The organism is Paenibacillus sp. FSL L8-0708, assembly GCF_038009325.1.
Taxonomy (GTDB): domain Bacteria; phylum Bacillota; class Bacilli; order Paenibacillales; family Paenibacillaceae; genus Paenibacillus_AQ; species Paenibacillus_AQ odorifer.
This window is the reverse complement of record NZ_JBBPBC010000001.1, coordinates 4,821,246-4,833,494: the sequence shown is the minus strand read 5'-3', so window position 1 is coordinate 4,833,494 and position 12,249 is coordinate 4,821,246. Positions and strand designations below refer to the sequence as shown.

Annotated in this window: 14 protein-coding genes; 11 read left to right on the top strand and 3 right to left on the bottom strand. The window is 42.7% G+C overall.

Going from position 1 to position 12,249, the window contains the following annotated elements:
• Positions 1 to 227: 227 nt before the first annotated feature.
• The gene (locus NYE58_RS23150; protein ID WP_076100339.1) at positions 228 to 446 is read right to left on the bottom strand and encodes a helix-turn-helix domain-containing protein; all 219 of its coding nucleotides are present in this window, start codon (positions 444 to 446) and stop codon (positions 228 to 230) included.
• A gap of 105 nt (positions 447 to 551) precedes the next feature.
• On the opposite strand from NYE58_RS23150, the gene NYE58_RS23145 reads away from it, so the two are divergent.
• From NYE58_RS23145 to NYE58_RS23130, 4 genes are all read left to right on the top strand, one after another.
• The gene (locus NYE58_RS23145) at positions 552 to 791 is read left to right on the top strand and encodes a DUF6809 family protein (RefSeq protein ID WP_076276183.1); all 240 of its coding nucleotides are present in this window, start codon (positions 552 to 554) and stop codon (positions 789 to 791) included.
• A 142-nt stretch (positions 792 to 933) separates the two neighbouring features.
• On the top strand, positions 934 to 1,128 hold the full coding sequence (locus NYE58_RS23140) for a hypothetical protein (RefSeq protein WP_076190844.1): 195 nt from the start codon (positions 934 to 936) through the stop codon (positions 1,126 to 1,128).
• Between the two features lie 736 nt (positions 1,129 to 1,864).
• Positions 1,865 to 2,857, top strand: a complete 993-nt coding sequence (locus NYE58_RS23135) for a hypothetical protein (protein WP_076276184.1) — start codon at positions 1,865 to 1,867, stop codon at positions 2,855 to 2,857.
• A gap of 15 nt (positions 2,858 to 2,872) precedes the next feature.
• A complete protein-coding gene (locus NYE58_RS23130) occupies positions 2,873 to 3,133 on the top strand; it encodes a helix-turn-helix domain-containing protein (RefSeq protein ID WP_036688642.1) in 261 nt (86 codons plus the stop codon).
• A 31-nt stretch (positions 3,134 to 3,164) separates the two neighbouring features.
• On the opposite strand, the gene NYE58_RS23125 is transcribed toward NYE58_RS23130, so the two are convergent.
• Positions 3,165 to 3,998, bottom strand: a complete 834-nt coding sequence (locus NYE58_RS23125) for a MurR/RpiR family transcriptional regulator (RefSeq protein ID WP_076276185.1) — start codon at positions 3,996 to 3,998, stop codon at positions 3,165 to 3,167.
• A gap of 181 nt (positions 3,999 to 4,179) precedes the next feature.
• Here NYE58_RS23125 and NYE58_RS23120 point away from each other — a divergent pair, with 181 nt between their 5' ends.
• The 4 genes from NYE58_RS23120 to NYE58_RS23105 are packed head-to-tail and all read left to right on the top strand — an operon-like array spanning position 4,180 to position 8,445.
• Entirely contained in the window at positions 4,180 to 5,058 is an 879-nt protein-coding gene (locus tag NYE58_RS23120) for a cell division protein FtsQ (RefSeq protein ID WP_341003098.1), read from the top strand.
• Positions 5,051 to 6,793, top strand: coding sequence for an ABC transporter ATP-binding protein (locus NYE58_RS23115; RefSeq protein WP_076276187.1), 1,743 nt, complete (start codon positions 5,051 to 5,053; stop codon positions 6,791 to 6,793). Before NYE58_RS23120 ends, NYE58_RS23115 begins: the two co-directional genes overlap by 8 nt.
• Complete coding sequence (locus NYE58_RS23110; protein WP_076100351.1) at positions 6,780 to 7,613, top strand: energy-coupling factor transporter transmembrane component T family protein; 834 nt, start codon at positions 6,780 to 6,782, stop codon at positions 7,611 to 7,613. The genes NYE58_RS23115 and NYE58_RS23110 overlap by 14 nt, the downstream gene beginning before the upstream one ends.
• Before the next feature lie 34 nt (positions 7,614 to 7,647).
• Entirely contained in the window at positions 7,648 to 8,445 is a 798-nt protein-coding gene (locus tag NYE58_RS23105; protein WP_305954096.1) for a PHP domain-containing protein, read from the top strand.
• A gap of 308 nt (positions 8,446 to 8,753) precedes the next feature.
• Here NYE58_RS23105 and NYE58_RS23100 read toward each other — a convergent pair whose 3' ends face one another.
• Positions 8,754 to 8,978, bottom strand: coding sequence for a hypothetical protein (locus NYE58_RS23100; RefSeq protein WP_076190853.1), 225 nt, complete (start codon positions 8,976 to 8,978; stop codon positions 8,754 to 8,756).
• 170 nt (positions 8,979 to 9,148) lie between these two features.
• Between NYE58_RS23100 and NYE58_RS23095 the strand changes: the two genes are divergently transcribed.
• The 3 genes from NYE58_RS23095 (at position 9,149) to NYE58_RS23085 (ending at position 12,247) form a co-directional block, all read left to right on the top strand.
• Positions 9,149 to 9,988, top strand: coding sequence for a DegV family protein (locus tag NYE58_RS23095; protein WP_076218235.1), 840 nt, complete (start codon positions 9,149 to 9,151; stop codon positions 9,986 to 9,988).
• A 155-nt stretch (positions 9,989 to 10,143) separates the two neighbouring features.
• A complete protein-coding gene (locus NYE58_RS23090; protein ID WP_143761880.1) occupies positions 10,144 to 10,851 on the top strand; it encodes a response regulator transcription factor in 708 nt (235 codons plus the stop codon).
• A complete protein-coding gene (locus tag NYE58_RS23085) occupies positions 10,829 to 12,247 on the top strand; it encodes a sensor histidine kinase (RefSeq protein WP_076218234.1) in 1,419 nt (472 codons plus the stop codon). The genes NYE58_RS23090 and NYE58_RS23085 overlap by 23 nt, the downstream gene beginning before the upstream one ends.
• Positions 12,248 to 12,249: the final 2 nt, after the last annotated feature.

Sequence of the window (12,249 nt, the reverse complement as noted above, 5' to 3'; positions counted from 1 at the left end):
CGATGCTTACTTTATAGAAATTAGCTAGTAATTAAAACGGCGCTCGGAACATCCAAATTTCCATTTTTATTGCGGGAGTAGGTGGCTAGTATAATATGTAAAAGCTCCTCTATTTGTTGCTGTGTCAGATCTTTGTCTCCGCGTAAATCACGGATTCCTGTGTACAATGCTCATCACCATAAGGATGAAATCCTTTGAAAACTGCGATATCTACTCATTCTTTTAATTTAACTTTTAGAGTAAGGAGTTTTTTGGTTCGTTCTGTTTAGTAAATAGTCCGTACTCGTCTTATGATAATCTGCTAGCTTAATCAGAATGGCCGTGGGAATATCAACATCACCGCGTTCATAATTACTATAAATCCTCTGGCTGCATTGCAAATACTCTGCCATTTGGGTTTGAGTTAAATCTTTATCTTCACGCAAATCTCGGATACGTTGATACATACTAAACACCTCCAAGGCAAGCATATCTTAGCGAATTATTCGCTATTTATTTTTAGCGATAAATTCGCTAAGATGATTGAAGAGATGATTTGGGAGGGATGACTGGTGAGTCTTTTGGAGGATTTATATTACGGGAAAATCTGTCCAAGTGAACTTTTGTGTTTACGCGATCCCGAGTATATACAGAACTCCAAGCTAATCTCAGAGTTTATGGACATCCTAAAAGCAAAGTTATCTATAGAAGACTTTACTATGATTGAACAAGCCTTGGATCTGAGTGGCATGCAGAACTCTATCTCATCCGCTTCCGCCTATACTCTCGGATTCAGACGGGGGCTGCTATGATAATAGAAGTATTAGAACATAAGGATGAACTTATACACTCTAAGGGAGAAGCTATGTCTTGAAAAAATAAAGATAGAGCTATTAGAGGGTAGAAATCGAGAAGAGGAGAACAAAAATTGAACAATATCATTCCAAACCGCATATGTTGATAGACGAACTTCTTCAGGCAGAAAGTTGGGGCATTATTCAAGCGAAGTTGGTTCCTGCTATTAAGGAAGCTATCGCTATGGGAGAGGTTGAAAAACTCTCTAAACTTAGGACTAAGTTTCCATATTCTTTCGAAAATTCATTAAAGCATTTGAAAAAAGCGGAGCGGGAATTTATTCGAAACGGATGACGGAAGTGGGGGGAACCTCTTAACATGCGCTGGTTATATGAAAAAGATAATTTGACGATCAGTTTTACCGTAGTGAGAAACTAAGCCAGTCGGAGGCGTAGTTGATATACCGATTAGCTCTCTTTCTTCGCTTAGGACGGATAAAAATATCGGTATCAGAAGCAGTGAAAAGGATATCATTGCGGCTATCCCTGAGGCATCCCGCAGCGAAAAGAAAGTAGATGGTGTTGTTAACTATTGGGTGAACGTTACCAAGCTTGACGAAGGATTCTATCATCCTTCCCTTCCCTTGCCTTTGTCGTCAAAGAAGACAAGGTTGAAAATCTAGAGTTAACCAAATTACTTATTGATCTGAGTGAATAAAGAAGGCAGGCTCACATGGCCAGCCTTCTTTATTTAGCTTTACAAGGCGACTTCTTTTTTGTGACCAGCCGGAGGCTCCAATTGCTTCATTGGCTACATAAATTCCCGTTAGAACTGATCCTCCTATTTCTAAGATACCCTGGTTGATTACCAGAAGCAGCTTATAGCCTAGGGTCTTTTTTTTGGTGCCTGTAAAATCGGGGCTTGACCATTAAGGGCAGGGCCTTCTTTACGTTATTCCAGACCATTGACAATTATTGTAAAGATGGTGTATTGTAAGTGATAAGTAGTAAGTAGTAAGTAAATCAAACGCTCACCATACGGAATAAATATCATCCTGTAAATACGAATTAATGGATAGGGGTGGATGGTTATGATGGATCTTAAATTAGCACCAAGTTTTTCATTGATCGCGCTTAATGCACAGAGAAGTCTTCAGATGACTACTGTTAAGAAAGTGTCTTTGCGCTGCATGGCAGCAGCGGTTATATTGGAGCTTTACTTAGAGGGATGTTTTACACAATCTGAGAACAAGTTAACTTTGCACAAGGAAGCACTTGATCAATCTCATTCAACACTCTATAGAGAAACTGTTCTACAACCCTTACTTCATAATAGTGCTGAGGTAACGGGTGACTTAAATTGGTGGTTAAAGAAGGCTTCGAGGAAGTCTAACCATCAATTAAAAAAGTTCGAAACCGCGATTTCAGATTATCTTCAAGCAATGAATTTGCTTGAAGATATACCAAGCCTGATAGGGAGCGACATGTATTTTGATTCTGCTGAAGTTGAAATTAGAGCCTATCGCAGTAATATGGAGGCGTACACGAGCATTACAGAGAATATGCGGGCAGAGATTTTGGAAGAGGGCCCAGTAACAGATGAGGTCATTTGTATGCTATGGCTACTTCGTGAATGTGGATGTATGCATGATTTCTTCTCGCTGAACGAATTAGAAGAGGTGAATATCAAATTACATGATCTATACCAAAGTAACATATGGGCAAAGGCGCTGTTTCCTATACAAATTCGCCAGGGAGTTGAGTTAGGTATCAAACGTTTTTTAGCATTGAAGACAAAGTTTGCGAAGACCTTTATCGGCAGTAGTATCAATCTTATCTTCCCTGCCCTGGAGCGATCACGAGCTGTCTTTATAGAAACAGAGTCCTGGTTTGATAATTCTAATCAAAGGTTAGACGCAGTTATTACAAGATTAATGTCCTATGGACATGAAGTTAAGGTGCTGGAGAGAGGATCGATTGCGACTCTTAAAATTGATAATTTGCTCTACGATGCGATCCCACATTTTGTAATGATGAAAGTGCCAATTCAAGGTGTGCGTCTTATTCCGAAGCGCCCGCTGTAAAGGAGTTGGTTATCAATGTCTAGACAACGATCCATGGAGAATATTATGGCGTCAGAATATGTATCGATAGGGGAATTAGTAAGAATCACAAATGCTCGTTATAGTACACTCAAACATTATACAGAAGAAGGCATGCTGCCCTTTGAACAGGCAGAGGAGAATTTAACACGCAGATATAAAAGAGAAGAAACCGTCGCGCGCATTCTTTGGATCAAAGAAATGAAAGCAAACGGTTTATCTATCCCACAAATTAAAGAAGCTTTAGGAATGAATTAAATTTCCCTTCTCCTTGCAGTCAAATCTAAAGCTAACTCCGCGGGAGCTTCCCCCCATACTGCGCGCGCAATTGCTGCAATTTATCCAGCTTGCTTAGACTACTGTCCCTATTCGCTAATCCCACTCCAAGGATCAGATTCTCAATAATATAGGTGGGGCCAACCATGGAATGGAACTCCCAAACCTCACCTCTCCCCGCATAAATTACGATATCTGCATCTTGGGATCGCGGGTATACAAGTCTATCTGTGATCAGGATGACCTGGTAATTTGCTTCACGTGCATGGTTCAGTATGACTTCAATCTCAGGCAGTATTTGCACAAATCCAAAGACAAGCAAGACATCTTGTTTGTCAGCATGCATTAAGGTCTCTAGCAGCTCATGGCCGCTGGGGGCCATTTTTTTCATTTGAAGACCAAAACGCGCCATTCGATAGATCATTAGCTCTGCTAATCCGGCGCAAGGTCCAGGGCTGTATACATAAATAATCCGAGCTGTAGATATCGCATCTACTGCACGCTTTAGTACATCGTCGCTTAAATAGCGGCGTGTTTCTTGCAAATGATGTGAACAATTGTCCAGCAGCAGTTGAGGGAGTGAGGTATCGTCTGATCGCTGCATGGCATCACGCATTTTTACAGAAGGTGTGGATTCAAAGCGGAAACGGAGCCGGTTTTTAAAATCTTTGGCATGTTTGTATCCCGCAGCTTTCCAGAACCGTGAAACGGAGGCGATGCTCAAATGCAGCTCGTCTGCCATTTCTTGTTCGGTCATATAGACCACACGTTGCTCATTTTTTTGAATAAAGTCGGCAATTATCCGTTGATTAGGCGAAAAAGCGCGGTGGTTCCAATCTTTATACAATCTCTCAATCCTCCTATGATGATGCGATAGATAGAATATAACGTGTGAATATGTTGTAAATATTTTTACAACGTTAAAAATATTGAAAAAAATATTACTCTCATTTAACAAATGAAAAAAGCTGTGATGACATGGCCTTCTTATAATGAAGATAAATTCTTATTGGGAGGCCAAATATTTCATGAGCACGATAAAAACGCGTTACACACTGACTCAGTCACAAAAAATGATGATTTTTGTACTGTCGATGTCGCTTTACGGGTTGTCCAATATGTTTACCGAGCTAGTGCCTGGGATCAAACTGGGCCCGATTGAATTATCCATTGAATATTTCGCCTTCATTCCTTTGACATTATGTATGTTGTTTCACCCCTTATATGCGGCGGTCGGAGCAGCTGTTGGTGAGGTAATCTTCGGGGAATTGATGTTAGGCCAATTTGGAGGTTTAGGGGAGCTGGAGAAATTCATTACCTTCTCACTGGCGATGTACACCGCAGGCCGTATGGTGTCTGATCCGAAAAATCGAAGACAAGTTGGAGTGGCTGCGATTACCGGCGTGGCGATTCACCAGTTTTTTAGCTCCATTATAGATATTGTGAAGGTGTGGGTAGGGGTAGAAGAGCTAGAGGCTGTTAAAGGGCTGGCAGAAAGTATCGTTGTAATTGAGGGAGTAGGGTTCCTGAAGGATGTCCTTTTCTCCGGCATTTTGTTCGCGCTAATTCCTACCATGTATCTGGTTCCGCGTTTATATGGAAAAATTGAACCATTACTCGGCATGAAACCGCGTGAGCGGAATATGAAATATGCAACAGGAGCGTGGCTATCTCCTAAGCTGGTCATTGCCGGAACCTTTCTAGTGATGGTAGCAGTGGGTTCGGAATTGTTATCGGAATCGGGCTGGAACTTCGGTGATTTTGAGCTTGCAGGGGCGGAATCGAATGAAAAGACCTTGATTTGGCTCAGTATGTTGGTGGCGGCTGTAGTAGCGGCAACGGCGATTATTGCACTGCTTCGGCGTTCGGCACGAAAAAGACAGGAAGCGGGTCAAGCAGATGCGTAATACAATTCTTGAATTGAACAAAATTAACTTTACGTATCCGGGAGCTGAACAACCAGTACTGCAAGACGTAGACTTACGACTGGGAGAAGGGGATTTTATTGCGATCATCGGCAGTAATGGCTCCGGGAAATCTACTCTCTGCAAATGCTTTAACGGCTTAATTCCACATTATTACACTGGTGATTTCAGTGGAGAGGTGACAGTTTGCGGCCAATCTGCGGATGGAAAAAGTGTAGCAGAGCTGTCCAAACGTATCGGTTATGTTTATCAGGATTTCGAGAATCAATTGGTACGACCGACTGTGCTTGATGATGTGTCTTTTACACCTCTAAATTATGGGTTTACGGATTACAAGGAACGGGGAGAGCGTGCGCTGGCGCTAACCGGACTTAGTGACTTGAGGCATGAATTTATTTGGCAGTTAAGTGGTGGGCAAAAACATCTGCTCGCTCTAGCTGGAGCCCTAGCTATGGATCCGGAAATTCTGGTGATCGACGAACCCGTAGCCCAGCTGGATCCGCAGCATGCCCGTCATATCTATGATATTTTGCAGCGTTTGAATGAGGAGCATGGAAAGACCATTGTAGTGATTGAGCATCATGCGGAATTTATTGCGGATTATTGCAAAAATGTTGTCCTGATGGATCAGGGGGAAATGCGCTGGCAGAAGCCTGTGCGTGAAGCTTTGTCATCTGTACAAGAATTGCTAGAGCTGGGCATATACCCACCGGATGTGACCCGGGCGGCTTGGCTGCTACAGCCTGATGATCAGAAGTCAAAGCTGCTTCCCTTAAATGCTGAGGAAGGCAGTACCCGCATGACGCTTCGTCAGGATGCCAAGGAGACACTTCCAATCGGACGTATGCAAGAGCAGCTCCCCATAGCTGCAAAAGAAGGAAATTCTATCGTTCAGCTGGAGAATGTTCACCTCTCTTACCGTACGATTCATAAGGTGCTGCATCCTGTACTGAATGGAATTCAGCTAGAACTGGGGCAGGAAGAGTCCATTGCTCTTATTGGCAACAACGGAGCAGGTAAATCTTCATTAATGAAGCTGATTGCTGGTATTGTCAGACCTACAGCTGGAACCGTAAAGGTTAAAGAAATGACGGTGAACGGGCTGCCGCCTGAACGTCTCTCCGGTACGGTAGCTTACGTATTCCAGAATCCGGAGGAAATGTTTATCGAGGATTCTGTGCGTAAGGAAATTGCTTATTATCTGAAGGCGCGGAAACTACCAGATACGGATGGAAGAGTGGATGAGATGCTAAAGGCATTTCGCTTAAGCGAGCTGGCTGAACGGGATGCCCGACTGCTAAGTGGAGGGCAGCAGCGCCGGGTATCCTTGGCGATTGGTGCCGCGGTTAGGCCTGCTATCATGTTGCTTGATGAACCGACAGCTAATCTGGACATTTCGACCAAACAAGAAATGGTACATGTGCTGGAGACGCTTCGTAATCATGTGAAGACGGTCGTCATCGCAACTCATGATATGCAGCTTGTCTCTGAATGGGCCAGCAGAATAATTGTAATGCATCAAGGGCGGATAATTGCGGATGGGACGAAGGATGAAATTTTCGCTGACGGCCTTCTTTTACGGCGTGCGGGTCTGGCTCAGACCCAATTGATGGAGCTAAGTCGTATGCTCGGTCTCCCTAGAATTTGCAGTAGCTTAGAAGAGTTTGTGAGTTTAGTGGAAAAGAAGGAGGTAGCTGCAATCCATGGAAGCCGTTAAACGGGCACTTGACCGTATATCTGTAGAACAAATCAAATTGGAGTTGCTCGGAACCGCATATAATAGCAGCAGTACTTTTTTGGGCAGGCTGGACCCGCGAACTCTGCTGCTCTGGTATCTCTTTTTTGCCATCGTGCCTTGGTTTGTACATAACCGGACAATCCTGTTAGGGATGTTCGTGCTTATGGTTTTAACGACCGTCCTCTCCCGGGTCAGCCCTTATATTATTTTTATATTATGTCTCGGCTTAATCAGCCAGATTGGCTGGATGTTTATATTGTCGCTTTTTTTCGGCGGGGGGATTGAATCCTTGCTGCCTATGCTGACACTGACGCTTAAGCTTTCGGTGATTTCGCTGGCGAGTATAACGGTTTTCTCTAGTCTTGATCCGGAACGACTTAGTGACGGCTTACTGTCTTTAGGAATCCCTGATACTTTTGCATTCAGCTTATCTTATGGCTATCGTATTTTGCCTACTTTACTGGAGGAATTCCATCAAATTCTACTTTCCTTTAGATTGAGAGGGCAACGACCGCTTCAACATGGAATTTTCTACTGGCGAACAATCACGTATTATTTGCGAATCGTCATTCTGGCATTTTACCCGCTCATGTTGAACACAGCTAAACGTTCTCGAACAACGATTGAAGCACTTGAGACTCGGGGATTTAGCTACGGCCTTAATAATAAGAAAGTGAAGAAGATCAAGTTATCTTATTTGAAAATGAAGCGGTCCGACTGGTACTTTTTATCCGGATCCACTGCTTATGTCATCTTGATATTCTGTATTGGTTATCTCTACCCTGAACTGGTGTATTAACATAACTTACAAGCTCAAAGGAGACGAATTAGACATGATGAATATTGATCTGCATACCCATGGTAAATTATCTAAAAAATCTACGTTTTCCCCCGAATATTTTGCGGAGATGATGTTCGAAGCCAAGGCAAATGGATTACAGGCTGTAGCATTGACCGAGCATTTTAATACTTCTAATTTCTTTGTGATGTATGATGCGCTGGATCAGACTTATCCCTATAACGGGCATTATTACGATGTGAACGGACTTAAACTGTTTCCAGGCATGGAAGTGGATATCGCGGAGACAGGTCATATCCTCTTGATCGGACTGAAGGAGAATGTTCTAGCTGTCCGCGCTTTACTAGATGAGCATACGCAGGAGGGGAATTTCATACCTTTTAAGCAGTTGCTTGATATGGCCGATGAACATAATCTTTGGAAAATCGGAGCCCACCCCTTCCGAACTTCTACGCCTTTACATCAACTGGATCCGGCATTGCTTCAGCGATTAGACGCTTTTGATTTCAACGCTAAGGATATTTACATGCAGGGGGTGGAGACTTATAAGAACCTGATCACGCCCTTTGCTGAGAAGTTGGGTGTGCCTGTGATTGCTGGCAGTGACAGTCATCAGTGTTTGCAATATGGCAGTGTTGTGAATCGTCTGCAAGACTCCTGCTCAACTGTGGAAGAATTGAAGGAAGCTATCAAACAAGGGAACTATGAAATAGAGGTTTCTCCGTGTCTTCATACCAAAGTAAAGGCTTCGGTAATGATGAAAAAACTATTGAAGCAGTTAATTGGCGAAGCCCCCTCCAGAGATGAAGCGGAGTTAGGATATATGGCGTAGAAAATAGAAGAGGGTTGTTCCATAAGCCATGAAATGATGAAATGGCTACTGGGACAACCCTTTTTGTTGTTCGCTGGATTTTATTACTTTTGCATGTACAAAGATAACTATCGGACACAGATGACCTTAAACGCAGTTTTATTCCGCATTTGGGATGCTAACGGACCGTATAGCCACTAATGGCACTAAAGACACCATATATGAACCTCATTCTACGGAATAACGGCTCTGGAGTCCGAAACTCTACTCAAAAGGCTGGAAATTTGCCAATAACGTCATCTGGGTCCTCAAATCTTAGAATGTATGAATTATCGTTTGTCTTTCGAATCTTTATTGCTGACACGGGTGGGTCTGGTCACCCAATTCGTGCGATTCATCGGTTTTACGGTATCAATTCTTGAATTGGAAGGTTCATTCGAAGGTTCTGTGGATTCAGTTTCAGTAGAAGCTGCACCCTCTTGATCTACGGTTTTTTTCCTCGATAGTCCTGTACCATCATGTTTGCCTCTGTTCCATACTCTACCCTTACTCATACATACACTCCATTTCTATACGCTTATTCATAAACCATATCATATAAGGACAAGTTAAGGAAGAAAGACATAACACAGATCGAAGAATTTTTCAAGTTATAAAGGTTACTGGAGATTTCATTTTATGGTGGCTATAATAGTACTGATATTGAAAGGAGAGTACTTATATTATGGCAATCAAGATCATAACAGACAGCGGTTCAGACCTACCCCTTGACTACATGGAGAAGTATAATGTTTCCGTGATCCACCTACCGGTTCATTTTGGGCATGAGTTAATGCCGGCTGATACGGACACGAAAAACTTTTATGCTCAAATGCGCGAATCCAAGGAGCTGCCTACCACAGCTAGTCCAAGTCCCAACGAATTCCTTGAGAAGTTCAAGCAAGTGGAGGAGGGAACTGACATTATGGTCATTTGTATGTCCTCTAATATTAGTAGCACTTATCAGACGGCTATGATTGCTATGGAAATGTATAAGGATGAAGGACATACCAATGCAATAGAGGTTATAGATTCCAAAAACTTCTCAGGCGGGCTGTCATTGATTGTCGGCCTGGCGGCGCAGTGGTCCTTAACTTGTTCAAGCTTGCAAGAGCTCAAGGAAAAGGTACTTCAGCAGATAGAGGAAGTTAACGCTTATTTTACGCTGGACACTCTGGAGAATGTAATGAAAGGCGGACGTCTAAGTCGGCTCTCGGGAGCCGTAGCGTCTGTACTCAATATAAAGTTGCTGCTCAAAATCAGCGAAGAAGGCACTGTCGAAGTAGTGGAGAAGACCCGGGGTCTTCCAAAAGCACTGAATCGTCTGCTAGCGCATTTGGATGAGAAGCAGCATGATTACGAGAAAGCGGTTATCGCTATTGTACACAGTAATTGTGAGAAGCTGGCACTCGAGATAAAAGAACGCATTTTACTAAAGCATCCCTTCAAAGAAGTCTTACTCTCAAGCATGGGTCCGGTTATGGGAACCTATGCTGGGGAAGGCGGAATTGGCGTAGCTTTTTAAAGTAGTGATCCTCACAATCCAGACAAATTACGATCGTACATGGGACGGTTTCCCGTGTGCGATTTTTATTTTATTACTATGTGATAATTTAGCTATTCTTTAGATTGTGTTTAGGCTCTGTTAATAATCACAGAATATAGTTAGATGGGGGGATTATCATGTATACAATATTGATCGCTGATGATGAAGCAGAAATTGTAGAATTGCTAAGATTATATTTAGAGAAAGAGTACACCATTTTGGAAGCAAACAGTGGTACTGAAGCCTTAACGCAGGTACGGAACCATAAAGTTGATTTGGCAATTCTGGATATTATGATGCCGGGTCTGGATGGACTGCAATTATTGAAAAAGATCCGCGAGGTGCATCATTTTCCAGTGTTATTTTTATCCGCCAAAAGCGAACATCATGACAAAATTCTGGGTCTTGAACTAGGAGCCGACGATTATATTTCCAAACCGTTTAATCCATTAGAAATAGTAGCCCGTGTTGGAGCACTGCTGCGGCGTGTACATCATTTCGATGCGCAAGTCGTTGAGGAAAAAGAAGCTGAACAGATTGTATTAGGTGAATTAATGCTGGATCAAAGCCAGTGTCTGCTCTATCGTTCAGGTGAACCTGTGGTGCTTACTTCTACCGAGTACAAAATTTTGGAACTAATGATGAAGCAGCCTGGACGAGTCTTTACACGCAAAAAAATATATGAGGCCGTGTGGGAAGATTTCTATGTGTACGAAGATAATAGTATCATGGTACATATCAGCAATATCCGGGAAAAAATTGAGGAAGATTCCAAAAAGCCAGTATATTTAAAGACTATTAGAGGGCTGGGATACAAAATTGAAGCGCCTATGGAGCAATAGAGATCAACGACCTTTACAATCATCGCTGACGCTGGATTTTTTGTTGTTTATCTGTATTTTGTTTTTTCTCGTGATTGTATATTATTTGTTTATTAATCTTGATGTGACCCATATTTTTGAAAAAAATAAAATCGCTGATCCTGATTTGAAGGTGGAAGCTAGTGCTTATCGAGATAATCTGGAGCATGGGATAGAAACCAAACGTCTTCTGCGGAGCGGGGGATGGATCGAGGTCTTGGATCAAGACATGAAGGTCACCAAGGTTGTTGGAGAAAAAAAAGACGGTGTAACCCAATATACCAGTAACCAGCTTTTAAAAAGTTTGGAAAATGGAGAAGATCAAGCTTACTTTTACTCGTTGACCACGCTAAATGCTCAGAGCGAATCGGAGTGGCTGCTCTTGAAGCTGCCGCGGGAAGCTATCACCATCACCATTAATAGTGATCCCTTCGTGGCCTACTTTAATCATTCGCTTTCATACTACGTCTTTTTGGGTGTGGGAATGATTCTTTTGCTAATTATCGTGTACAGCTATTGGGTGGCGCGGCGAATCAGGAAACCACTGCGTATCATCACGCTTGGGTTGAAGCAGATGATTCAGGGGAATTATGATACTCGAATCGCTTTATATGCAGAGAAGGAATTTTCGCAAATTGGAGAGACTTTTAATTATATGGCAGACGTAATTGAAAAGACGACCAAAGAAAAACGCCAGGCAGAGGAAAGTAAGAAACGGATGATGGTTGATCTGTCCCATGATCTGAAGACGCCGATAACGAGTATACAGGGCTTTGCACAGGCGCTTGTAGAGGGTAGAGGCGAGGATGACGAACGCCAAAAAAGATATTTAAGCTATATTTATAATAAATCCTCACAGGTTACTAAGCTGATTCAGAACATGCTGGAGCTGTTAAAAATAGATTCACCGGATTTCTTGCTACGAATGGAGCATCAAGAACTGGGCGAATTTATTCGTGAAATCATTGCAGATACGTACGGAGAGATTGAACAAAAGAACTTTGTTTTGCATCTAAATGTTCCCGAAGAGGATGTGTTCTTGAACTTTGATGCGGAGCTGCTCTCGAGTGTGGTTCATAATTTGATCTCCAATGCACTGATCTATAATCCTCCAGGTACACATTTGCGTGTGGAGGTGATCCCTTTGGAGAAAGAAGTCATGATTGAAATCGCTGATACTGGAGTGGGTATTCCAGAAGAACTGTGGTCCACAATGTTTGATCCGTTTGTTCGGGGAGATAAAGCGCGGACAGCTTCGGGAGGAACAGGGCTAGGTCTCTCGATAGCTATGAAAAATACAGAGAAAATGGGGGGGACGCTTCATCTCAGTCACTCAAAGAAGGAACCTACGGTATTCACCATCCGGATTCCGAAATAACG